A 21,949-nucleotide genomic window follows, 5' to 3' on the forward strand; every position below is an offset into this window, starting at 1 on the left:
GTGGCACAGCAGGATCGAGCCAACCGCTGTGATACAGCCAACGTGTGGCCTCACTCACCTCGCGGGAAGGTGACCGTCTTATCGATCGCGTCTCGGCCGCCTGGTGATCCAGGTCTGGGACGCGACCGGAGAAGAGGATGTTCGATGGATGTGTTGGCTGAAGTCCGGTCGTCCAGAATGACCGGTCTCCAGATCCGCGCCGTGGCAGTCGCGATGGCGTTGATCATCATGGACGGCTTCGAGATCGCGATGATGGCTTTCACCGCCAAGCCGATGGCGGACGCGTGGGGCGTGAGTGATGCGACGCTCGGGATCGTGCTCAGCGCGAGCCTCTTCGGTATGGCCGCGGGTGCGATCCTGTTCAGCCCGGTCGGTGACCGCCTCGGCCGCCGACCGCTGGCGACCATCTCGGTGACCATCGTGCTGGTCGGTATGGTGCTCGCCGCGGTGGCCCCGAACGTGACCGTCCTGATCGTGGCCCGGTTCCTCACCGGGTTCGGCATCGGAGCGATGTCGCAGCTCAACGCGTACGTCTCGGAGTTCGCCTCCGATCGCCGTCGCGGAACGGTGGTCGGGATCTACGCCACCGGATTTCCGATCGGTGCCACCCTGGCCGGCGTGGCCGCGAGCCTGCTCGTCGAACCGGCCGGCTGGAAGTCGATGTTCGTGGCCGGTGCGGTCCTGGCTCTCGTCATGCTCGTCGTGTCATGGGCGTTCCTTCCGGAGTCGATCGACTTCCTGGTGGCCCGCCGTCCCAAGAACGCCCTCGAACGGGTCAACACCGTCCTCAACAAGATGGGGCGGCCAAGCCTGAAGGAGTTGCCCGAAGTGACCGAGGCCGAGCGTGCGCACCTCAGTGTCACCGCGGTCTTCGGTGGTGCCACCGGGCGCAAGACACTCGTACTGTGGCTCGGCTACGCCTGCCTGATGGCGGCCTACTACTTCGCGAACTCCTGGATTCCCAAACTGGCCGCGGAGTCGACCGGTGACGATCAGATGGGCACCACGGTCGGCTCCTTCCTCAACTTCGGCGGCATCCTCGGCAGCCTGCTCTTCGCGGCCGTCGCGATACGGGTGCTGCCGAGGAGGATCCTGCAGGTCACCATGGCCCTCAGCGTGGTCGGCACCGTTGCCTACGGGGCCACGTTCGGGGTCGCCTGGCTCGCCGTCGTCCTGGGAGTCCTCCTGGGGGTTCTCGCGGTCGCCGCGGTGGCCGGCTTCTACGCCGTGGCACCCGAGGTCTACCCGGCGGCGCTGCGCGGCACCGGTGTCGGCTGGATGCTCGGTGTCGGACGGCTGGTGTCGATCGTCTCGCCGATCAGCATCGGTTACCTCCTTGACGGCGGCTGGTCCGCGGGGAGCCTGTTCTACCTGATGGCCGTACCCCTCGCGATCGGCACGGTCTGCATCATCGTCCTGGGCCGACTGCAGAAGGGAGATGCGGGCAAAGTCCACCGGGCGCAGGTGCCGGCGAGCCCGTCCCCCGTCTCCTGATCGGACTTCCGAATCCGTCACGCGGTGCCCGGCCGGACTCCCGGCCGGGCACCGCGTGGGTCGTGGTGATGCCGGCGGCGCGACGGGCGCGGCGTGACGGCCTCTCAGGAACAGCCGTGCGGGAACTCCGCCTCCATGTCCCAGTGGACGTCCTGGAGCCCGTAGTCCTCCGCGAGCTCGCGAGCGCGGATGAACCGGCCGGCCACCAGACGCGCGGTGCGCAGCACCGCTCCGTCCGTCCTGGCCTTGTCGATGCGACTGCTCGGCGCCGAGACGCTGACCGCGGCGATGGGGCGGCCGTTCACCAGGACCGGAGACGCGACGGCCCCCTCGCCCATGGTGTATTCCTCGTGCGTGTAGGCGAGGCACGTCCCGTGCGTCAGCTGCAGTTGCGCCCGCAGCCGTCCGGCGTGCATCACGGTGTGCCGCGTGCGGCGGGAGAGCTCGAGGTGCTGCGCGATCGCACGGTCGCGGTTCGCGGCGTTGACGAAGGCGAGCATCGCCTTGCCCGATGCCGTCGTCAACGCGTCTTCCCGTACGCCGACCACGGAGGAGGCGATGCTGCTCCGTGAACTCGTGACCTGGTCGATCAGGATGACGTCGGAGCCGTCCAGGACCGACAGGCCTACCGCCGCACCGAGCTCGAGGAAGAGATCACCCAGCAGCGGAGCCGCGACCTCCCTCAGACCCTCGGGACGCGCGTGGACGAAGTGGTTTCCGAGTTCGAACATGCGTAGGCCGAGCCGGTAGCTGTTCCCGCTGCGGATGACGTGACCGCTCTTGGTGAGCTGGACGAGGATGCGGAAGGCGGTCGACTTCGGGATGTCGGTCCGCTGTGCCAGTTCGGTGACACTGACGGTGTGCCCGGCCTCGAGGAAGGCATCGAGGAGAGCCAGGGCCCGGCTGACCGCGACACTCGGTTTGACGCGGAAGGAAGCTTCGAGAGGATCCGAGCCTCCGCCCGCATGCTCGTCAGCCATGGTCAACTTCCTTCCCTCCCCCGACGCCGTACGGGCGCACACCGATGTCCGACCGATGATTTCCCGAGGGAGGACAACCCGCAAGGCCTCGAGTGCCCTGGTCAGCCCGATCCCAAGGAACGGCGTACGGATCGCCGGTCTCGGAGAACGAACCCCGGATTCGCGACTCCACGCCGTCGGAGGACGCGGAACGCAGGGCAAGGAAAGCGATGCGTCGGCGCACGGAGTGGAGCCGGGCCCAGAACCCTGCCGACGCGTCCGTGCAGCGGACCACCCCCGCTGACCGACGGGGCCGACGCGGACTCAACGACCGGCCGGCTCGACGGCGAGCCGTGCCTGCCAGCGGTAGAGGTCCCCCCGGTACCAGCTGTGCAGGCAGTCGAGCGGTCCGGAGGGCGAGCGCAGGACCCGCTCGGCGAAGAGGACGGCGGCTCCCAGCCCGATGTTCAGCCGGTCCGCGACCTCCACGTCCGCGAGTCGCGCGGACAGGGTCTGCTCCGCTTCGCTCATCTCGACGTTCTCCCGGCGCAGGAGGCTCATCAGCCCTTCCTCCGCGAGCTCGGCACGGCCGAGAACCGCCGCGACGGTGGGACCGACGTAGTGGACCGAGTACACGAAGGGCTGATCCCCCCACAGCCGCCTGGTGCGATAGACGGTGCCCGTCTCGGTGTCCGTTCCGAGGGCCTGCCGCACGCTCGCGGGGAACCGGACGTCCTCCTCGACGTGGACGTCGAGGACCTTCAGCTGTGGCGTACCGCGGATCAGATCGCCGACGGACCCCACGAAGCCGCGTGCCGCGGGGTCGTCCCCGGAGCCTCGGACGTACGTACCGCTCCCCTGTCGCCGGATGAGCTGACCACGCGCGACCAGCTCACCGACCGCTCTGCGGACGGTCGCCTTGCTGACGCCGAACTCCGCCACCAGTTCGTCCTCCGTGGCGAACCGGGAGCCGGGCACGTAACCGCCCTGGCTGATCCGCTGGGAGAGCACCGCGAAGATGCGCTGGTAGAGCGGCGCCGGTATCGGCGTGAACGCCATCTCGGTCCCCCTTCTCGGTCCGGCCCCCGGCCCGGGGCCCGGTCAGCCTGCCGTGCCGGTCACCGGAACAGCGGCACACCGCGATTCCGGGCAGGGAGGTACGCGCACGCCCCGATCGGACCAGTGTCCCTCAGGTGCCACGTTCAGCTCCTCTTCGGCCTGTGCCACTGTGCAGCACCATGGCCACGGCCCTGCGGAGACACCGACCCTAGTCTATTCATACGGAAGTGCGGATGACAGTGACTGATGGGGTGGATGCGGTGCTTCTCGAGAGAATGCGGTTCGACGGCCAGGGCGTCGTGGTCACCGGCGCGGCCGCGGGGATCGGCGCGGCGACGGCCCGCGCCTTCGCGGAGCTGGGGGCGTACGTCATCGCGGTCGACCGCGACAGCGAACGGCTCCCGGTGCTCGCCGAGAGCCTCGGCGACGCCCGGCACACGCTGGTGACCGCGGATGTCACCTGCGCCGGCCACATGGACCGGATCGTCCGGGCGGTGGCGTCCAGCGGCGTACCCCTGAAGACGTTGGTCAACAACGTCGGCGTCAACGACAAACTGGCCGCCTCGGACACCACCCGAGAGCGCTGGCACCGTGCCCTCGACCTCAACCTGAGCGCGAACGTCTTCCTCACCCAGGCACTGCTCGACCCGCTGCTGGAGTGCCCGACCGGCGGAAGCGTCGTCAACGTCTCCTCGGCCCACGGACTGGTCGGCATGCCCGGCGCCGCCAGCTATGCGACCTCGAAGGCCGGACTGATCGGATTCACCAAGCAACTGGCCGCAGAGCACTCCGCAGCCGGCCTCCGGGCCAACGCGGTCTGCCCGGGCCTGACGCTCACCGAACGGATCACCGAACGCGGTGCCCTTCCCGAGGATCAGCGTGATCGCCTCCTCGGGCGGCGCTTCGCCGAGCCCGGCGAGATCGCCTCGTGCATCGCCTTCCTGGGCTCCGATGCCGCGTCCTACCTCACCGGCGCCGTCCTGCCGGTGGACGGCGGCTACACCGCACGCTGACGACGGACCCCCGGCCGACCCGATCGGGCCGCGGACCGGCACCGCGCCCATGACGGGATGCCGGTCCCCGCTCCGCGCCCCGTCAGGCGGTCGGCATGCCCATGCGGTTCCCGTACGGCAGCGCGCCGGCGGCCGAGACGGTCACGGCGAGCCGGCCGACCCGCTCGATCTCGACGACGATCTCGTCCCCGTCGGCGAGGGGGCCGACCCCCTCCGGGGTGCCGGTGGCGATCACGTCACCCGGCTGCAGGGTCATCACGGAGCTCGCGTACGCGATGAGCCGGCGGACACCGTAGATCATCCGGCTGGTGTTCGAGTCCTGGCGCAGCTCCCCGCCGACCCAGCACCTCAGGGCGAGGTCGTCCGGGTCGCCGACCTCTTCGGGGGTGACGACGAGCGGGCCGAGGGGCGTGAACGTGTCGTAGGACTTCCTGGTCGAGCGGTCCTCGGTCGAGCGGGTCGTGATGTCGAGGACGCAGGTGTAACCGAAGACGTGGTCCAAGGCGTCCGACGCCGACACGTGCCGGGCCTCCTTCCCGATGACGACCGCGAGCTCGCCCTCCTGGTCGGTGCGCACGTCGGTGTAGGGCAGCTCGACCGTCCGACCCGGCCCGATCACGGACGTACTGGCCTTGAGGAAGACGCCCCACTCCACGATCGTGTTCGGGTTGCCCATCTCCGCGACGTGAGCGCGATAGTTCGCCGGCGCACCGATGACCTTCCGCGGGAACGGCAGTGGCGCGTCCCAGGCCGCACCGCCGACGTCGACCGCCGGGGCGGTGCGGACCTCGGCGGCGCTCAGCGGCCGACCGCGCTCGATCAGCCTCTGGAGCGGGCCGGCCGGACCGGTCGGCGGGCCTGCCAGGCCGGTGACGTCGTGGGCCGCGCCGTCCGGCAGGACGGCGATGAGGCGGTCGTCGAGTACTCCGAAGCGCATCCGGACTCCTTGGTGGGCTGGTGTGAGTGGGGTCAGATCCAGGACCCGGGCCCGGGACCTGTCGAGGCGCGCCCGGCCGGCCGGGCGACGAGGGCCGCCGCGTGGCCCGGGGCGATCCGGCCGGTGACGACGCCGTCGCCGGGCAGGCGGGACGACTCGGCGAGTGCCCCGTCGCTCAGGGCCCCGACAGCACCGAGGAACACCGCCGTGCACGGTTCCTTCCCGGTGCGGGTCCCGGTGAGATCGGTGGACGGAGGCACCCCTGCGGAGCCTAGGCACCGATCAGCACGCCCACCTGAACGCGATGCCACCTGGTGACACAGCCGCATGGCTCGTTCCCCGCGACACGAAGGACTCTTCTGGGCACCACCCTCCCCACCTCTGGAGGAACAGCTTGAGTACGACAGCCGAAAGCCGTGCAGCGGCGAGCACCGGTCCGAACTTCGCGGTTCCGGGAGAACCCGACGCCGCCTTCTACGGGCGTCTGGGCGAGGCCCATCTCGCCCCCCTGTGGCGTGTCCCCGGCACCGACGCTCCGGAGCCGGTGGTCACCGACGTTCCCCACGTCTGGCACCGACGCGACGTCATGGCGCTCATGGACGAGGCCGCCACGGCGGTCGACCTGGGCGGTGAGTCCGATCGCCGCGCCCTCAACGCCGTCAACCCCGCGCGCCGCAAGGGCACCACGCACACGATGATCGCCGGCTACCAACTCGTCCTGCCCGGCGAGACAGCCCCCGCGCACCGGCACACGCCGTCCGCGATCCGGCTCATGCTCTCCGGCTCCGGCCACACCATGGTCGAGGGAGAGCCGATGCTGATGAACCCGGGCGACCTCATCCTGACCCCCGGCTGGACCTGGCACGATCACCGTAACGACGGCGACGAGCCCATGCTCTGGCTCGACGCGCTCGATGTCCCCTTCGTGCAGACGATGAACGCCCAGTTCTACGAGGACTTTCCCGGCAAGCAGCTCCAGCCGCTCACCCAGGCCGAGGACGCGAGCACCAACCGGTACGGCACCGGGATGGTTCCGTACGGCACCCGCTCCGGGACGTTGCACTCGCCCCTGACCAAATACCCGTACGCCGCGACGAAGGAGGCCCTCACCAAACTGCGGGTGGACGAGGGCTCCCCGGAGCACGGGGTCGAATTGGAGTTCACCAACCCCCTCACCGGCGGGCCGGTCCTTCCGACGATGACCTGCGGGATGCACCTGGTGCCCGCCGGCAACGCCTCGATCACGCGCCGGCACACCTCGAGCGTCATCTTCTGCGCCGTCGAGGGGGCCGGCCACACGGTCATCGACGGCGAGCGCTTCGACTGGGAGCAGCACGACTTCCTCGCGATCCCGTCCTGGTCGACGTACCGGCACGTCGCCGACGACGGAACCGACGCGGTTCTCTTCAGCATGAACGACCGACCCCTGTACGAGCCGTTCGGGCTCTACCGCGAAGAGCGGGAGGAGCAGTCATGACCGCACCTGGCACGATCGTCGTCGTGGGCGGGGGAATCGGCGGCGTGAGCGCCGCCGTCGCCCTCGCCAAGCGCGGGATGGAGGTCACCGTCCTGGAGCGCGCCCCCGAGATCAAGGAGATCGGCGCCGGCCTCCAGCTCGGCCCGAACGCCGGACGCGTCCTCCAGGACCTCGGCGTCATGGACGCCGTCCTGCGCACCGCGGTTCTCCCGCACCGCTTCGTCCTGCGCGACATCTACACGGGCAACGAGATCTACCAGGCCACGATGGGCAAGGAGTTCGTGCAGCGGTACGGCGCCCCGTACACCGTCATCCACCGCGCCGACCTGCTCGACGCGCTGCTGGAGGTCGCCCTCGCCACCGGCAACGTCGAGGTCGTGACCGGCAAGGAGGTCGTCGCCGTCGAGCAGACCGACACCGCCGCGCACGTCCGGTGCGCCGACGGCAGCACCTATCGGGGCGACGCCGTCATCGGCGCCGACGGCCTGCGCTCGGCCGTACGCAGGCTGACGCTGGACGACTCCGAGCCGATCCGGTCGGAGTACGTCATCTACCGCGGTCCCGGGCCCCGGCCGGAGGGCACCGAGGACGCCGTCATGCTCTTCGCCGGCGACGAGATCCACCTCATGCAGTACCCCGTCCAGGGCGGCGAGCTGCTCAACCGGGTGCTCTCCTTCCGTAGCCGCACGGCGGCACCCGGCAGTGAGGAATGGGCCACCCGCGAGGAGCTCTTCGAGCGGTTCGCGAACACCTGCGACCACATCAAGGAGTCGCTGCACACTCTCGATCTGGAGACCCGATGGGTGCAGTTCGACCGCAAGCCGATGGCCGGCTGGAGTGACGGCCGCATCACCCTGCTCGGCGATGCCGCGCACCCGATGCGGCAGTACCTCGCGCAGGGCGCCGGTCAGGCCATGGAGGACGCGGTCGTGCTCGCCGACGCTCTGGGAAGCGGCGCCGCGGACGTCCCGGCCGCCCTCGCGAAGTACGAGGAGATCCGCTACCCGCGCACCAGCGCGGTGCAGGAGAACACCCGGTTCTTCGGCGAGATGGTCCACCTCGGCGGCGCCGGCGCCATCCTGCGCGACGCCTACCTCGGCACGCTCGCCGACAACGACTACTCCCTGGCCCAGTGGCTCTACGGCACCGACGGCGTCGCACCGCCGAGGGTGCCCGGCCACATGGACATCTACTCCAAGAGCTGAAGGCGGCTGACGATCCTCCGATGAGCAAGCTCAACCTGACCTTCGCGGCCACCAACTACGACCGCCTGCGCGCTCTGCAGGACGGACGGGTGCGGGCCGAGGGCATCGACCTCAACTACCTGACCCTCCCGGTCGAGGAGATCTTCCACCGCCAGATCAAGCACCACGAGTTCGACCTGAGCGAGATGAGCCTGTCGTCGTACGTGCTCACGCTGGAGCAGGGCGCGCCGTTCGTCGCCGTCCCCGCCTTCCCGTCACGTTACTTCCGGCACCAGTCGATGTTCGTCAACCGCAACAGCGGCATCGCCTCACCGGCCGACCTGAGGGGTAAGCGCGTCGGCCTGCCCGAGTACCAGATCACCGCGGGTGTCTGGCAGCGCGGCATGCTGGAGGACGAGTACGGCGTCGCCGTCGAGGACATGCGGTTCTTCACCGGAGGCGTCGAGGACAGGGGCCGCAGCGAGAAGATCCGGCTCGACCTGCCCGAGGGCATCTCCGTGCGGCCCATCGGTCCCGAGCAGACGCTCTCGCAGATGCTCGCGGCCGGTGAGCTCGACGCGGTCTTCAGCGCCAGCACGCCGTCCAGCTTCCACACCAGCCCCGACGTGACCCGGCTCTTTCCGGACTACAAGGCGGTCGAGGCCGACTACTACCGGCGCACCGGGATCTTCCCGATCATGCACGTGGTGGCGATCAGACGTGACGTCGTCGAGACGAACCCGTGGGTGCCGCTGTCGCTCTTCAAGGCGTTCGAGCAGTCGCTCGCCCTGGCCCGGGAGGACCTCGAGTACCGCAGCTCGCTCAAGCTGATGCTGCCGTGGCTGGCCCATCACCTCGAGGAGACCGTCGAGGTGATGGGCGAGGACTTCTGGAAGTACGGGGCGGAGGCCAACCGCCACACCCTGGAGACGTTCCTGCGCTACTCCAGGCGTCAGGGACTCGCCAAGCGGAAGTGGAGCCCGGAGGAGCTCTTCGCCCAGACCACCACCGCCGCCGGCTTCACGGTCTGACCAGGATCGCCGTCAGCTCGGCGAGGTCGTCGACCTCGTCGAGCCGGCCGAGCAGTTCGAGGGCGTCGTCGGCACGGGCCGGCTCGAGCATCCCGGTGAAGCACCAGTTGGCACGGAACTTGGCCTCGATCCGGGCCGCACTGAGCGGGGACGAGAGCGGGTTGCCCGTGGCCGTGTCGCGGCCGGCGGTCAGGGACGTACCGTCCCGCAGCCCGACCGTGAGAGTCGCTGCCTCGGGGGTCGCCGTCGGACGGCCACCCGTGATCGAGACGCGGTCGGCCAGCGCCGCGACGGCGGGGTCGCCGACCGCCTCCTCGGTGTATTCCGCCAGAGTTGCCCGGCCGCGGAGCAGCGCGCTGGCCGCGGCGTACCTCAGACTGAAGATCGCGTGGCCCTGCGGGTTCCGGCCGGGGGCGAACGGCTGGTCCAGCGGTGAGTCGACGTGCATCGGCGCGACGTCGAGGTGGATCCGGCCGATCTGTCCGGCGTCCGTGCCGGCCTCACGGAGCCGGGCGGCGACCTCGAGCGCGCAGTCGATCGCCGAGTGGGTGAAGCGGCATGAGGGATAGGGCTTGAAGGTCGCGTCACCGTGGAAGACGGCGCCGAGACCGTCCGCCACGACGTCCAGGTCGACGCCGTCGCAGTACATGTCGATGTAGCCGTTCGGACCGAAGAACGGATCGGGGCTGCCGGTCCAGCCGTGAGCCGCGAGCTCCGCCGCCTCGATGCCGTCGCGGGCGGCCAGGCCCTGGGCCAGCTTGAAGGTGTGGGCGCCGGCGTCGATCGCCTGGAAGGTGCCACCGAGCTGGTGGAGCACGATCCCGAACGCGTCGCGCAGCCGGAGTTCGTCCAGGCCGAGGAGCCTGCCGGCGATCGCTGCGACGCCGAACTTGTTGACCAGCCCCGGACTGTCCCATCCGGCTCCGGGGACGTACGTCGCTCCCGCCGTGAGCCGGGCGGCCAGGTCGTCGCCGAGAACGAGGGCGGTGATCAGCTCACGACCGGACGCGCCGGTGCTCTCCGCCATCGCGAGGGCGGCCGGCACGGTGGACTCGGAGATGTGCGACCAGACCGGTGTGGTGCCGATGTAGGGGATGAGCACGCCGAAGTCGTTGCCGCGGGCCGCGATGGCGTTCGCGAACGCGGCCGGGGCGGTCGGGAGGCGCTCTCCGCCGGGCAGGACCGTGGCGCCGGGCCTTCCGCCCCGAGCGACGAGGAGGCTGCGCAGTTCAGGGCTGCCGGCGGTGTCCGCACCGCCGATGACGCACCCGACGATGTCGGTGATCCGCTGCTTCGCGTGCCGGACGGTTGCCGCGGGGAGGTCCTCGAAACGCGTGCGCGTCACGGCGGCGAGGATCGCCGCCGTGACCTCGGAGGGGGCGGGCGCCGTCATATCCGGCTCCCCGTGCGGGCACCGTCGAGGGTCGCGTGGACCAGTCGGCGGGGTGCCAGGGCGTCCCCCACGCGATAGAACTCGCCGGCGGTCTCGGGGAAGGGCACCGGTGTGGAGGTGGTCACGAAGACCACCGCGTCGACCTGCCCGAGCGAGCTGATCCGGCCGCTGAAGACGTCGCGCAGCTCAGGCTCCACCCCCGCCTTGTGGAACCGGGTGACCGGCCGGATGTCGACCTGCTTCTCGTGGAGCCGCTTGGTGAGCAGGTGGAGGATGGACGGCTCGGCGCTCTGCCCGGGGAGCAGGCACTCCGAGATCAGCGTGACGCTCCTGCCCGCCTGGGCGAGGTAATCGGCCGCCGCCAGCGGGGCGACGTGGTCGTTGAGCCCGCCCACGACCAGCACCCGGTCACCGATCCGGTCGAGGTCCTCCTCCAGCAGCGAGAGCCCGGAGTAGACCGGCACGTCGTCGATCCCGGCCATGTCGGGGATGTCGGGCACCGAGCCCGTGGCCACGACCAACGCGTCGGCACCGTACGCGGCGATGTCCCCGGGCCCGACCTCGCGGCCGAGCTGCACCTCGACGCCCGCCTCGTGGACCTCCCGGACCAGGTCGCCGAGCAGGTTGGCCATCTCCTTGCGGAACGGGTCGCTCACGAGGGTCGCGATCTTGCCGCCGAGCCGGTCGGACCGTTCGGCGAGCACGACGTCGTGCCCGCGCTGAGCGGCGGTCCTGGCGGTCATCAGACCGGCCGGGCCGCCGCCGATGACGAGCACCTTCTTGCGGCGGACGGGGTCGGGCAGGTCGAGCTCGTCCTCCCGGCCGGCCCAGGGGTTGACCGGGCAGGAGGAGGCCCGGTCGGGGTAGTGGCACTCGTTGATGCCGATGCATCGGTGGATCCGGTCGGCACGCCCGCCGGCGGTCTTCCGGATGAAGTCGGGGTCGGCCAGCAGCGCCCGGGTGGTGCCGATCAGGTCGCAGACGCCCTCTTCGAGGAGCCGCTCCATCAGCTGGGGGCTGTTCATCCGGCCGGTCAGGCCCACCGGGATCGAGACGGCGGCCTTGACGGCCGCTGCGGCCTCGGCGTTGAAGCCTGGCTCGAAGAGGGTGGAGGCGACGTACGGGAGAACGACCCCGTCGTGCAGCGCCATGATCGTGCCGGCGGTGATGTTGACGTAGACGAGGTCCTTCTCGACCGCCTTGACGATCCGGCAGATCTCCTCGGTGGTGAGCCCGTCGGTCTCGGCCTGGTGGCCGCTGATCCGCATCGCGATCGGGAAGTCGGGGCCGCATGCCTCGCGGATCGCCGCGATCGTCTCGACGAGGAATCGTGTCCGGTTCTCCAGCGAGCCGCCGTACTCGTCGGTGCGACGGTTGGTGGTGCGGGAGAGGAACTGCTCGATCAGGTAGCCGTGGGTGGCGTGGATCTCGACACCGTCGAGGCCGGCCCGCTGGACGCGGGAGGCCGCACGTGCGAAGAGGCGCACGACCCGCTTGACCTCGCTGGTGGACAGCTCGTGCGGCTGGGCTCGCACCTGTGGGTCGGGCAGGCCGCTGGGAGACACCATCGCCTGGAACGTCTCGGGCAGCCGGATCGCGCCCCGGTTGGCGACCTGGCCGAAGGCGACCCCGCCGTGCCGGTGCACGATCTCGGCGCGAGCCCGGAGCGGCGGCAGGAGGCGCTCGTCGTAGTAGGCGTCGCCCTCCTCGGTCTCGGCGTCCGGACCGTTGTCGATGTCGTGGACGCCGACATGGTCGAGGTGCCCGGTGTCCACGAAGGCGAGGGTGGAGATGGCCTCGTGGAGCACCGGGATCCCGACCAGCCCGACGCCGCCGGCCACTCGGGTCTCGAGGTACTTGAGGTAGCGCTCCTCGCTCAGCTTCGGGTTGTGCGTGGTGAGCATGATCCGGTTCGGGATCGTGAAGCTCCCGACCGTGACCGGGGAGAGCAGGCGGCTGTAGGCAGCGTCGGGCATGGGGGTCTTCCGTCCTTTACGCGGTGAGGTCCTACGACGTCGTCCGAAGGCGCGTCACATCGTGGTCCGGTAGCGGTCACCGTGGAGTCGCACCAGCTGGTCGTTGCGGTAGGCCACCGCAGCCGGGTCCATGTCGGAGGACGGGACGGGCTCGGGGATGAAGGCGTTGTACGGGTCCTCGCCGCGTACGAGCGTGGCGTAGTCGGTGGGCTCGCCCTCGCGCTCGTACGGCGCCATGTAGCGCACCGCGATGCCGACGCGGCGCTGGTCGGAGCGGCTCGGGGCCGAACCGTGGAAGATGAACTGGTGGTGCAGGGAGAACTCCCCCGGCTCCAGGGCGAGTGAGGTGGCGTCGTCCTCGTTCACCTCGACGGCGATCTCCTGGCCCTGCGAGAGCAGGTTGTCCGTGCCTTCGACGAAGGAGTGCGGCGCCTGCTCGGTGTGCGTGCCGGCCACGACCTTGAGGCAGCCGTTCTCGGGGATGCTGGGAGCCAGGGCGATCCAGGCGGTGAGCATCTCCCCGCCCGCGGGGATGTTGGAGAACGGCGCGTCCTGGTGCCAGGCGACGAAGCCGGGGTGGTGCGGGTCTTTGATGAAGAACGACGAGCCCCAGCAGTAGATGTCGGGGCCGATGATGCTCTCGACCACGTCCAGCACCGGGTCGAGCCGGATGATCTCGTTGACCCAGGGCAGCACCAGGTGGGACTTGGAGCGGAGGACAGGGCCGGCCTGCGGCCCGTGCTCGGCCTCGAAGGCCTCCAGCCGAGCCCGGTAGGACGCCGCCTGCTCGGCGCTCATGGCGCGCATCGGGAAGAGGAAGCCGTCGCGTCGGTAGTCCTCGACGCGGGACTCGGCGAGTGTTGCAGTCATGGATGAGCCCCTATTCATGCGTAGTTCCGTAAGACCAGAACACCAGATGGAATTCATCCGGTCAACCGAATGACTCATTCTTTTGCCGCACGTACGGCTCAGCCGACCCGCTTGTGGCCCCAGAAGTGCGCGGCGCTCCAGCGCCCGGGGACCCAGGTCTCCTCATCGATCTCCAGGCCGCCGTAGCCGTACTCCATCTCCCAGCCCGACGGCGTCTTGACGTAGTAGGAGACCATCTCGTCGTTGGTGTGCTTGCCCAGCGTCGAGCCGAGTGCGGCGGCCCCGTCGAGGACCTTGTCGTACGCACGTCCGACCGTGTCCATGTCGTCGACCTGCACCATCAGGTGGCCCAGGCGAGGAGCGACGCCGGGCCGGTTGGCGAAGGCGATGGAGTGGTGGCGCGGGTTGCAGTGCAGGAAGGTTCCCGGGTCGGGACCGATGTCGATGAAGTCGCTCAGCCCGAGCTCGAAGATGTCCAGGTAGAGCTCGCGGAAGGGGACCGAGGAACTGACCGCGAACATCACGTGGCCGATGCCCATGTTCTTGGTGACGAAGCGGGCGCCCGTCGGCGAGATGAACGGCGTCTGGTCGCGCCGGGCGCCGTAGTAGACCTCGACGCCGTTGCCATCGGGGTCCTCGAAGGCGAGATAGTCGGTGACCTCTCGGGAGGCGGCCTCCTCGGTCGTGGCGCGGTGCGGGGTGTAGCCGTGATCGCGCAACTTCTTTTCGATTGCCTCGATGTCGCCCGGACCCCGGACCTCCCAGCCCACCGCGTCGATGTGCTCGACCTCGCCCCGGTGAAGGTCGATGCGCCAACTGCGTTCGTCGAGCCGGAGCTTCAGCCGGTCCTCGGTGTGCTCGACGATCTGCATGCCGTGCACATCGCCGGCGAAGACCTTCCAGGCGTCGATGTCGCGTACGGTCGCGACCAGGTATCCGAACTCGCGGATGCGTCTCATCTCTCCTCCTCGTTGCATGCAGGTCCCAGGCCGTTGTGCATGCCTTCTCGGAGTGTGGTGCCGGTCACGCGCATCGCTCATTCCTGTGGTGCCACTGCGTGAAACCGCATACAGCGACCCAAACCACATGCCGGGACACCATGTGCCGATGCCCGCCAACCCTCAGACCACGCAGCCGCCGCCGTGGGACGAGACCCGGAAACACGCCGACCTCGAACGCGCGGCCAACATGCTCCTCAACGCCGACCTGACCGGACGTCCGGCCCGAGGCGTCACCGCCCTGCTGGAGCCGTACGCCGAACAAGGCGCGGAGACAGTCGCGTCACTCAACTTCCGGCGAGCCACGGACGAGGGCTGCCGTGTGGCCGGGCGGGCGGTGTCCTTGCCGGAGTCTCCGGACGGGGCGGTCGCTGTCGGTGGCTACTACCTCAGCGGCTCGGTGCACGGCTCGGGAGCGGTGATCCCGAGCAACCAGCTCGTCCAACCGCTGGTCACGGGTGCCTTCGCCATCCGGATCGGCACCCCGCTGCACCACCTCGACGTCACCGTGCCTGAGATCCATGCCGCCGCCACAGGGATGTACGCAGCGCTGGTGGTCAACAGTCGGCGGACCGTCATCGACGAGCCCTCGACGACGCTGGAGCGCATCGCGGACAACGCGCACGCGGGGCATGTCGTCGTCTCCGACACCTGGCTCGCTCCCACGGGCGTAGACCTCGCCTCGATCGGGCTCGACCTGGCGACGGACACCGCCGCGGGACGTTTTTGGCTGTCTGCGGGGACGTGGACGCAGCTCGCCCATGCGCTGCGTCGTTCGATCGCGCTGTTCGGCCCGGTCCAACCCGGTGAGGTCGTGGTCCTGCCATGCGAGGGGCGTGCTCTCGAGCTCGCACCGGACGCCACCGCGACGCTGACCGCCGGGTCTTTCGGAACCGTGCGGGTCAGCCACGGCCAGGGCAGCTATGAGGAGGGGTTCGAGCCCCTGACGCCCGCGAGCTGACTTGCGTCACGATACTGAACTTGAATTCGTGATGTCGGTCAGTCGTTCATGGTCAGGCCGGTACCGGCGAGACAGCCGTCGACCACGTCGGGCCGGTACCGGATCTGCTCGAGCCTGCGCCTGACGGCCCGGGTGACCTGGGAGAGACCGGCGGCCGCGAGGTTGCCGATCTCGCGCTTGACCAGCGACCAGATGCCCTCCTGCGGGTTGAGGTCCGGCGCGTAGGTGGGCAGCTGGAACACGGACAGCCAGTCGGCGTTCTTCTCGATGAACTCCCGCATGTCGCGGGTGAGTTGGAGGCGTACGTTGTCCCAGACCAGCACGATCGGGCCGCCGAGCTGGATCCGGGCCCGGACCAGGAGGCGACAGAAGTCGCGCCAGCCGAAGCCCTTCGGCCCGCCCCTGCGGCCCTGGTACTCCCGCAGCCCGTAGATCAGCCGCGACCGGGACCCCGGCTTGAAGCAGCACATGCCCACCATGGACAGGCGGCCACTGCCCCGGCCGCGGACCCTGACCACCGGCGTGCGGCCGACCCGGCCCCAGGTCCTGGCCCTGGGCGGCGTCATCGACTGCCCGGCCTCGTCCTCGAAGGCGATCCACGCAACCCGGGCCGCGGCCTGTCTTTTACCTGCGGCCAGACCTCCTTCTTCCACAGCTCGACCGCCTCGTCGTCCCGCTCGATCGCCCGCCGGGCGGGCTGCTGCCAGGACCAGCCGTGCCGCCTCAGCAGCAGCCAGGTGCCCTCGATGGTGTACGAGACGTGGAACAGCCGGCCGATCAGCGCCCTGATCCGCGCCAGCGTCCACCGCTGATCCGGCCGGCCGTGCGCGAGCGGACCACGCTTTAGCTTCCGCTCCAGACGCTCCATCTGGGCCGGCGTAAGCCTTGGGCGGCCCGGTGACCCCTTCGACAGGCCCACTCACGCCAGGACTTCCGCCAGCGCTCCACCGACCGCTCCGACACCCGCAGTGCGACGGCGATGTCCCTTGTTCTTCTCCCCGAGCTCGAAGCGTTCCACGGCCTGCAGCCGGATACGCTCCCGCGCGGCCCTCCCGGCGTCGGACAGCCCACCGCCCTGCGCGTATCTCACCCGCACAGACCTACCGGAACCGCCACCCAACCGTCAGACAGACGACCCGACTTCACCCAATCAAGTTCAGTAGCATCCGACTGCCGGCCTATATCGGCGTGACCTGCAGGGAAAAGGCCCCGGGGAGAGTCGCGTTCGCCCGATTTGATCATGCGGCGGGCTCCGGACACAGAGCGGGCACGGCGCCTGTGGATCATGGAGTTCTCTACGCCCCGTGACCCGAGTTGGAAGACCGTGCCTGCCGACGCGTCATCGCCGATCCCGCCTGCCTTTGACCAACTCCGCGAGCACCCCGAGGCCGTGGCCGAGGAGGTCCCGGGTCTGCTGGAGCGGCCGGCCGAGGTGCCCGACCCGCGAGATCCGCGAGGCGTGCGGCACGCTCTGGTCGTTGTGCTTGCGCTGACCGCGTGCGCGGTACTGGCCGGAGCGACCTCCCTGCTCGCGGTCGGCGAGTGGATCGCTGACGCCCCCTCCTCGGTCCTGTGGAACGCCTCGGCGTACGCCCCGATCCGCTGTTCCCGAAACGGTCTCTGCCTGCGGAAACAACGGTGCGGCGACTGCTGGGCCGCATCGATGGCGACGCGCTGGACCAGACAGTGGGCCGCTGGCTGGCCGACCGGCGCACCAGTACCGACGGCCAACTGCGCGGACTGGCGGTCGACGGCAAGAGCCTGCGCGGCGCCGCCAAAGCGACCGGGCGCAAGATCCACCTGCTCGCCGCCTGCGAGCACACCACCGGCCTGGTCCTGGCACAGCTCGACGTGGGCGAGAAGACCAACGAAATCACCTGCTTCCAGCCACTGCTGAAGACCGTCGCCGACCTGGCGGGCACCGTCGTGACCAGCGATGCGATGCACACCCAGTGCGAGCACGCCGAGTACCTGCTCGGCCGGGCGGCGCACTACATCGTGATCGTCAAGGGAAACCAGAAGAAGCTCCGCAAGCAGCTGAAGTCCCTTCCCTGGAAGCGGATCCCGCTGCAGGGCCGCACCCGCGGCACCGGCCATGGCCGCGGCGAGATCCTCCCCGGAGGGGCCAACCCCCAGGATCAAGGTGTGCACCGTGAACAACCTGCTCTTCCCCGGGGCGCTTCAGGTTGTGCAGCTCAAGCGTCGCCGAGTCGACCGGAAGACCGGCAAGGTCAGCATCAAGACCGTCTACACCGTCACCGACTTGACCGCGGAGCAGGCCACTCCGGCCCAGCTCGCGGCGCTCATCCGCGATCACTGGAAGATCGAGGTCCTCCACCACATCCGCGACGTGACCTTCGCCGAAGACGCCCCCCAGCTGCGGACAGGCGCCGCACCCCGCGCCATGGCGACCTGGCGCAACCTCGCCATCGGAGCCCTCCGCATGGCCGGCAAGACCAGCATCGCTTCCGCCCTTCGGCACAACGCCCGCGACGTCCGCCGACCGCACACCTTCCTTGGACTCACGTGATCACGAATCGGGCATCGAGCAACTTTGCCGAAGCCCTGTGTCATGGGGTTGAGTCCGCCTCTTTCCTGGCCTTGCCTTCGAAGATTTGAGCCCGCTCGTGCCTATGGCTGCCAGTACGTCAGTGCAGCTTTTGCTGTTCCAGCCATCTGAAGACATCGGACCTCTTGTACTGGACCTTCGCGTTTCTGCCCCGACCAAGCTTGTAGCCCTTGAGCCCCAGCTTTCGGGCTTCTCTGGATACCCAGCTCTAGGACATGTTGATCATGGCTGCGAGCTCGGAAGTATCCATGAGTATGGGCTCCACAGCGGAGCTGCTGCCCCCAGCGGAATGAGGCCGAGGGGTCTTCTCGGAGCGGTTCCGTCCCGTGTGCATCGGCATCTCTTCTCTGTTCGGTGAGGTACCCATCGGGGCCCGAGGGTCATTCGTCAAGACGGATGACCGGCTTGGTCGAGGTAGGAGAATGATGCGGAGTATCGCCGGTTTGGCCAACCGGGGAACTCCAGCCATGTTCCGCGCCGCCTCGTGATGCGGCACCTTCGACATGGGGTGCTCGGGGCCCGTCGGGCTTGGCTGTGAGCCCCCGGGGCATCCGCTCCGGGCTGTGATGGACGGGCTCGGTGCGACCCTCGCGGGGGACGCTTCTCGCCTGACGGCGCGTCAGAGAAGTCGGCAATGGGTCAGCATGAGCCCTGCCAGAGGCTCAAAGATCTGGCAGAACATGTAGGTGGTTGAATCGTTCAACGACTGGCGGCTGGCCCGGGAGCGCAAATGCCGCTTATGTAAGGTCATCCAGATTTTCCCTGCGCTGCCTGGCCCTGGCGGGTGGCCCTACCAGGGTCGTCGCGCCTGGCGTCCGAAGAGGATGCCGCCCGGTTCGGGCGGTGGGGGAGTGCCCGGTTTGAGGGGCCAGGCGATCAGCATGCCCACGACGAAACCGGCCACGTGGGCCGCGTACGCCACGGACCCGGCGTCGGTGACGCCCGCGCCGGACGAGTACACCGCCTGGAGCACGAACCACAGGCCGAGCACGGTCCAGGCGGGCAGCCGCAGCGGCAGGAAGATCAGGAAGGGGACGAGGACCCAGACGCGTGCCCTCGGGTAGAGCACCAGGTAGGCGCCGAGGACGCCGGCGACGGCTCCCGAGGCGCCGATCAGGGGGGTGGTGGAGTCGGTGTTCGTGAGTGCGAATCCGTATGCGGCCGCGTACCCGCAGACGAGGTAGAACAGCAGGTACCGCACATGCCCCATGCGGTCCTCGATGTTGTTGCCGAAGATCTGAAGGGTGGACATCAGTGCAGGTCACAGGCGTGATTGCTGAGCCCTGGGTCAGCAAGTGGTCAGCAAGTGGCGAGCGGGAGGCCCCGCCCTGCCGACCGCGGGGCGCGTCAGCGGGACCGGGTCCGCTGGTTCACTCGTCCTCCGGAAGGTGTCGCTCCTTGGCTCGTCGGCTCGCCCGCGACATGGGCTCCTTATCTGCAAGAAGTACAAACGGTTCCAGCCGTTCAAAGCAGCCCACCGGTGCTGGCGGCGCATCACCAGCTGGCACCCCAGGCTCTTCGCCCACTGGGCATGGATGCCGTGCTTCTGGTGATCAGAGTGACAAGGGCGGAGTGACGGGAGACTGTCACGCTCCGTTCTGTGGGAGCCCGGGGCGAGACTCCCTCGGGCCACCCGACCAGTGTTGTTGATCACCGAGCCGAGGAGGGGAGGGTGTCGGGGCTGAAGCTGCATCATGCGACAAAGAGCGGCGTGACCCACGGCGCGCCGCGTCTTGCCGAGGTCGAGGCGGACGTGGTCGGCTCGCGCGGACACGCACCCTGCCTCTGGCAGTGCGCCGGCGCACTGCCAGAGGCAGGGTGGCGTGACTTACGCCTGGCTCAGCCGATCTGGAGGTCGTGGAGCGGCTCGTCCCGGTGCCAGCGCACTTCGACCGCCAGCAGGGAACCGCACCCCGGGCAGGCGAAGCCTTCGGCGAGGAGTTCGGGGTGCAGCCGCACCTTCGCACCCAGGTCGTCGGCCGACAGCGGCGACCGACAGGAGAATTCCTTCCAGTTCTCGGACGCGGGTGAGAGAAGCTCGCCGCAGGTGCAGCCGAGTACCGAGGTCTCGTCCACCGCCTCCGTGACGACCAGTCGGTCGCCGACCAGGCGTCGGGGGGCGTCCGCCGCCACGGCCGGCAGGTCCGCCGTGCGGGTTCGCGGCCAGGCTCGCCGCTGTGCGCGCTGCCGTTCCCGGGCGGCCTGCGTCGCCGCGGTGTCGAGGGCGTCGTCGGTGATGACCACGCCGTAGTACCGTTCGGCGGCCGCGGTGGAGATGCGGCCGGTGCGGACGTCGGCGAGGACGCCGGCGGGGTCGGCGTCGAGGGCGTCGCCCCAGCCGCCGCCACCGTGGAAGGACCAGTCGAGGACGTCGCCGGGGTGCAGCAGGAGCTCACCGGGGGTGCCGGCGTAGTCGGTGACCTCACCGCTCAGTGCGGTGATTCCCGTACAGCCCGCACCGGTGGCGAGCGCGTCGGCGACATTCGTGCCGCGGGACACCGAGACCCGGTGGGTGGAGCCCGGCAAGCCGCCGTGCAGCCCGGAGGTGGAGGGCATGGAGAGGCTGTGGCACATCAGTACGCCGTGTACGAAGTCGACGTCGTGCACGGTGAAGGCGGCGCTGAGCGAGGTGCCCCCGTGCTGCCGTCCGGCGCCGCCGCTGTCGGTGTTCACTTCGCGGCGCAGCCACAGCAGGGGGAAGGTCGCCTCGTCGCCCTCCACGTTGGTGATCTGGTACGAGAGGATCTCGTGCGGGCCGGCGTAGTCGATCCCGTTGGCTCCGGCGGTCGCGCCGCCGCCGCCGGCGAGTGCCTCGGTGACGGCTCCGCCGAAGCCTTCGCCGTACTGGTTGCGGCCGCCGAGGTGGAATACGGGGATGGAACCGGTGGTGCCGGCCATTCCCTCGCCGCGGGTTGCGTCATCGGTGCCGGCGAGGGCGGAGACAACGGCATGGGCGACGTTCTTGACCATGTAGGAGCCGCCGACCGTGGCGGCACCGCACGGGGCCGGGTGCTTCGCGTTCACGACAGTGCCCTCGGGGGCCCGCACCTTGATGGCGCGCATGATGCCGCTGTTCCACGGGATGTCCGGGGCGATCACCGGCAGGACCGAGGCGAAGACACCGCCGAGCAGACCGGACCGGGTGCAGTTGTAGATGCCGGGCATCTGGGGGCTGGACCCCGCGTAGTCGAAGACCAGTTCGTCGTTCTGTTTGGTCAGCTCGACGGCGATGCGGGTCAGGCTGTTCTTGCGGCCGTCGTGGTCGAAGTAGTTCCGCGCGCGGAAGACGCCGTCGGGCAGGGCCTGGATCCGCTTGCGGGCTGCGGTCTCGGAGGTGTCGAGCATGGTGTGCATGACCGAGGTCACGGTCTCGACGCCGTAGCGCTCGATGAGCCGCAGCAGGCCGCGCTTCGCGTGATGGTTCGCCGCGATCATGGCCTTGAGGTCGAGGCCGAGGTTCGCCGGCAGGCGCGAGGCCGAGAGGATGAGCCGCCAGACGTCACTGCGGATCGTGCCGCCTTCGACGAGCTTCGTCGGCGGCAGGATCAATCCCTCCTGGTAGCTCTCGGTAGCATCGGGGCACCAGCTCGACGGTGTCATGCCGCCGATGTCGAGGACGTGGCAGCACGAGCCGACCCAGCCGACGCGGACGCCGTCATGGATCACCGGCTCCAGCATGGTGACGTCGGGGAGATGGAGGGCGCCCTTGTACGGATCGTTGGTGATGAAGACGTCGCCGTCGTTGATCCCGGGGTTCGATGCGCAGTCAGCGATGATGTGGGACACCACCAGCTCCATCGAGCCCGAGTGGAAGACGATGTGCGGGCCCATGGCGGCGATCTGCCCGTCGGGCAGGTAGAGGCCAGTGTTGCAGTCGTTGGCCTCGGTCACCAGCGGCGACCCGGAGACGTTCTTGAGGACGGCGGACTGCTGCGCCACGATGGCCATGAGGCGGTGCCGGATGACCTCGTAGGTCACCGGGTCGACGTCCAGCGTGGCGATGCTCAGGTCAGGTGCCAGTGCCATGG

18 protein-coding genes and 3 pseudogenes are annotated in these 21,949 nt (G+C 69.4%); 9 read left to right on the plus strand and 12 right to left on the minus strand.

Features of this window, described 5'->3' with window-relative positions; all coding sequences use genetic code 11:
- Window positions 1-177 precede the first annotated feature (177 nt).
- Window positions 178-1,494 (plus strand): MFS transporter, encoded by a 1,317-nt coding sequence (locus ACIF80_RS33745; RefSeq protein WP_399811818.1) that lies wholly within the window; start codon window positions 178-180, stop codon window positions 1,492-1,494.
- A gap of 104 nt (window positions 1,495-1,598) precedes the next feature.
- Here the strand turns inward: ACIF80_RS33745 and ACIF80_RS33750 are convergent, their stop codons facing one another.
- Window positions 1,599-2,474 carry an IclR family transcriptional regulator gene (locus tag ACIF80_RS33750; RefSeq protein ID WP_399811821.1) on the minus strand — a complete coding sequence of 292 codons (876 nt, stop codon included), beginning with the start codon at window positions 2,472-2,474 and terminating at the stop codon, window positions 1,599-1,601.
- Window positions 2,475-2,777: 303 nt separating this feature from the next.
- Window positions 2,778-3,512 carry a GntR family transcriptional regulator gene (locus ACIF80_RS33755; protein ID WP_399811823.1) on the minus strand — a complete coding sequence of 245 codons (735 nt, stop codon included), beginning with the start codon at window positions 3,510-3,512 and terminating at the stop codon, window positions 2,778-2,780.
- Between the two features lie 260 nt (window positions 3,513-3,772).
- Here ACIF80_RS33755 and ACIF80_RS33760 point away from each other — a divergent pair, with 260 nt between their 5' ends.
- Window positions 3,773-4,525, plus strand: a complete 753-nt coding sequence (locus ACIF80_RS33760) for an SDR family NAD(P)-dependent oxidoreductase (protein ID WP_399811825.1) — start codon at window positions 3,773-3,775, stop codon at window positions 4,523-4,525.
- 82 nt (window positions 4,526-4,607) lie between these two features.
- On the opposite strand, the gene ACIF80_RS33765 is transcribed toward ACIF80_RS33760, so the two are convergent.
- Together ACIF80_RS33765 and ACIF80_RS33770 are read right to left on the minus strand one after the other, a co-directional pair.
- Window positions 4,608-5,462: a fumarylacetoacetate hydrolase family protein gene (locus ACIF80_RS33765; RefSeq protein ID WP_399811827.1), complete on the minus strand. Its 855-nt coding sequence runs from the start codon at window positions 5,460-5,462 to the stop codon at window positions 4,608-4,610.
- Window positions 5,463-5,494: 32 nt separating this feature from the next.
- Window positions 5,495-5,722 (minus strand): hypothetical protein, encoded by a 228-nt coding sequence (locus ACIF80_RS33770; RefSeq protein WP_399811830.1) that lies wholly within the window; start codon window positions 5,720-5,722, stop codon window positions 5,495-5,497.
- A gap of 134 nt (window positions 5,723-5,856) precedes the next feature.
- On the opposite strand from ACIF80_RS33770, the gene ACIF80_RS33775 reads away from it, so the two are divergent.
- From ACIF80_RS33775 to ACIF80_RS33785, 3 genes are read left to right on the plus strand one after another with little or no spacing between them, the layout of a single operon-like run.
- The gene (locus tag ACIF80_RS33775; protein WP_399811832.1) at window positions 5,857-6,939 is read left to right on the plus strand and encodes a cupin domain-containing protein; all 1,083 of its coding nucleotides are present in this window, start codon (window positions 5,857-5,859) and stop codon (window positions 6,937-6,939) included.
- The gene (locus ACIF80_RS33780) at window positions 6,936-8,144 is read left to right on the plus strand and encodes an FAD-dependent oxidoreductase (RefSeq protein WP_399811835.1); all 1,209 of its coding nucleotides are present in this window, start codon (window positions 6,936-6,938) and stop codon (window positions 8,142-8,144) included. Before ACIF80_RS33775 ends, ACIF80_RS33780 begins: the two co-directional genes overlap by 4 nt.
- 20 nt (window positions 8,145-8,164) lie before the next feature.
- Entirely contained in the window at window positions 8,165-9,154 is a 990-nt protein-coding gene (locus ACIF80_RS33785; protein WP_399811837.1) for an ABC transporter substrate-binding protein, read from the plus strand.
- On the opposite strand, the gene ACIF80_RS33790 is transcribed toward ACIF80_RS33785, so the two are convergent.
- The 4 genes from ACIF80_RS33790 to ACIF80_RS33805 form a co-directional block, all read right to left on the minus strand.
- The gene (locus ACIF80_RS33790; protein WP_399811840.1) at window positions 9,144-10,547 is read right to left on the minus strand and encodes an MmgE/PrpD family protein; all 1,404 of its coding nucleotides are present in this window, start codon (window positions 10,545-10,547) and stop codon (window positions 9,144-9,146) included. The genes ACIF80_RS33785 and ACIF80_RS33790 overlap by 11 nt on opposite strands.
- The gene (locus ACIF80_RS33795) at window positions 10,544-12,523 is read right to left on the minus strand and encodes an FAD-dependent oxidoreductase (RefSeq protein ID WP_399811843.1); all 1,980 of its coding nucleotides are present in this window, start codon (window positions 12,521-12,523) and stop codon (window positions 10,544-10,546) included. The genes ACIF80_RS33790 and ACIF80_RS33795 overlap by 4 nt, the downstream gene beginning before the upstream one ends.
- Before the next feature lie 54 nt (window positions 12,524-12,577).
- Window positions 12,578-13,393 (minus strand): phytanoyl-CoA dioxygenase family protein, encoded by an 816-nt coding sequence (locus ACIF80_RS33800; RefSeq protein ID WP_399811845.1) that lies wholly within the window; start codon window positions 13,391-13,393, stop codon window positions 12,578-12,580.
- A gap of 98 nt (window positions 13,394-13,491) precedes the next feature.
- Complete coding sequence (locus ACIF80_RS33805; protein WP_399811849.1) at window positions 13,492-14,352, minus strand: VOC family protein; 861 nt, start codon at window positions 14,350-14,352, stop codon at window positions 13,492-13,494.
- Window positions 14,353-14,500: 148 nt separating this feature from the next.
- On the opposite strand from ACIF80_RS33805, the gene ACIF80_RS33810 reads away from it, so the two are divergent.
- On the plus strand, window positions 14,501-15,352 hold the full coding sequence (locus ACIF80_RS33810) for a hypothetical protein (protein ID WP_399811852.1): 852 nt from the start codon (window positions 14,501-14,503) through the stop codon (window positions 15,350-15,352).
- Between the two features lie 38 nt (window positions 15,353-15,390).
- On the opposite strand, the gene ACIF80_RS33815 is transcribed toward ACIF80_RS33810, so the two are convergent.
- On the minus strand, window positions 15,391-15,918 hold the full coding sequence (locus ACIF80_RS33815) for a transposase (protein WP_399811854.1): 528 nt from the start codon (window positions 15,916-15,918) through the stop codon (window positions 15,391-15,393).
- A complete protein-coding gene (locus ACIF80_RS33820) occupies window positions 15,915-16,220 on the minus strand; it encodes a winged helix-turn-helix domain-containing protein (protein ID WP_399811857.1) in 306 nt (101 codons plus the stop codon). Before ACIF80_RS33820 ends, ACIF80_RS33815 begins: the two co-directional genes overlap by 4 nt.
- Window positions 16,221-16,637: 417 nt before the next feature.
- Between ACIF80_RS33820 and ACIF80_RS33825 the strand changes: the two are divergent.
- The 3 genes and pseudogenes from ACIF80_RS33825 to ACIF80_RS33835 form a co-directional block, all read left to right on the plus strand.
- Window positions 16,638-16,907: pseudogene (locus ACIF80_RS33825) on the plus strand (transposase family protein); the annotation flags it as partial.
- Window positions 16,908-16,990: 83 nt separating this feature from the next.
- Window positions 16,991-17,377, plus strand: a pseudogene (locus tag ACIF80_RS33830) (ISAs1 family transposase); the annotation flags it as partial.
- Window positions 17,378-17,504: 127 nt separating this feature from the next.
- A complete protein-coding gene (locus ACIF80_RS33835; protein ID WP_399811880.1) occupies window positions 17,505-17,882 on the plus strand; it encodes a hypothetical protein in 378 nt (125 codons plus the stop codon).
- An 829-nt stretch (window positions 17,883-18,711) separates the two neighbouring features.
- On the opposite strand, the pseudogene ACIF80_RS33840 reads toward ACIF80_RS33835, so the two are convergent.
- Both ACIF80_RS33840 and ACIF80_RS33845 read right to left on the minus strand, forming a co-directional pair.
- Window positions 18,712-19,173: pseudogene (locus ACIF80_RS33840) on the minus strand (rhomboid family intramembrane serine protease); the annotation flags it as partial.
- Between the two features lie 587 nt (window positions 19,174-19,760).
- Window positions 19,761-21,947, minus strand: coding sequence for a hydantoinase B/oxoprolinase family protein (locus tag ACIF80_RS33845; RefSeq protein WP_399811859.1), 2,187 nt, complete (start codon window positions 21,945-21,947; stop codon window positions 19,761-19,763).
- Window positions 21,948-21,949 lie beyond the last annotated feature (2 nt).

It is taken from the genome of Streptomyces sp. NPDC085927 (assembly GCF_044540975.1).
Taxonomy (GTDB): Bacteria; Actinomycetota; Actinomycetes; order Streptomycetales; family Streptomycetaceae; genus Streptomyces; species Streptomyces hirsutus.

What these genes read in the sequence shown, in the direction of transcription:
- ACIF80_RS33745 (WP_399811818.1), top strand. Translation starts at nt 178, where the DNA reads ATGACCGGTCTCCAGATCCGCGCCGTGGCAGTCGCGATGGCGTTGATC.
- ACIF80_RS33750 (WP_399811821.1), bottom strand. Translation starts at nt 2,474, where the DNA reads ATGGCTGACGAGCATGCGGGCGGAGGCTCGGATCCTCTCGAAGCTTCC.
- ACIF80_RS33755 (WP_399811823.1), bottom strand. Translation starts at nt 3,512, where the DNA reads ATGGCGTTCACGCCGATACCGGCGCCGCTCTACCAGCGCATCTTCGCG.
- ACIF80_RS33765 (WP_399811827.1), bottom strand. Translation starts at nt 5,462, where the DNA reads ATGCGCTTCGGAGTACTCGACGACCGCCTCATCGCCGTCCTGCCGGAC.
- ACIF80_RS33780 (WP_399811835.1), top strand. Translation starts at nt 6,936, where the DNA reads ATGACCGCACCTGGCACGATCGTCGTCGTGGGCGGGGGAATCGGCGGC.
- ACIF80_RS33785 (WP_399811837.1), top strand. Translation starts at nt 8,165, where the DNA reads ATGAGCAAGCTCAACCTGACCTTCGCGGCCACCAACTACGACCGCCTG.
- ACIF80_RS33790 (WP_399811840.1), bottom strand. Translation starts at nt 10,547, where the DNA reads ATGACGGCGCCCGCCCCCTCCGAGGTCACGGCGGCGATCCTCGCCGCC.
- ACIF80_RS33795 (WP_399811843.1), bottom strand. Translation starts at nt 12,523, where the DNA reads ATGCCCGACGCTGCCTACAGCCGCCTGCTCTCCCCGGTCACGGTCGGG.
- ACIF80_RS33800 (WP_399811845.1), bottom strand. Translation starts at nt 13,393, where the DNA reads ATGACTGCAACACTCGCCGAGTCCCGCGTCGAGGACTACCGACGCGAC.
- ACIF80_RS33805 (WP_399811849.1), bottom strand. Translation starts at nt 14,352, where the DNA reads ATGAGACGCATCCGCGAGTTCGGATACCTGGTCGCGACCGTACGCGAC.
- ACIF80_RS33810 (WP_399811852.1), top strand. Translation starts at nt 14,501, where the DNA reads ATGCCCGCCAACCCTCAGACCACGCAGCCGCCGCCGTGGGACGAGACC.
- ACIF80_RS33815 (WP_399811854.1), bottom strand. Translation starts at nt 15,918, where the DNA reads ATGACGCCGCCCAGGGCCAGGACCTGGGGCCGGGTCGGCCGCACGCCG.
- ACIF80_RS33820 (WP_399811857.1), bottom strand. Translation starts at nt 16,220, where the DNA reads ATGGAGCGTCTGGAGCGGAAGCTAAAGCGTGGTCCGCTCGCGCACGGC.
- ACIF80_RS33845 (WP_399811859.1), bottom strand. Translation starts at nt 21,947, where the DNA reads ATGGCACTGGCACCTGACCTGAGCATCGCCACGCTGGACGTCGACCCG.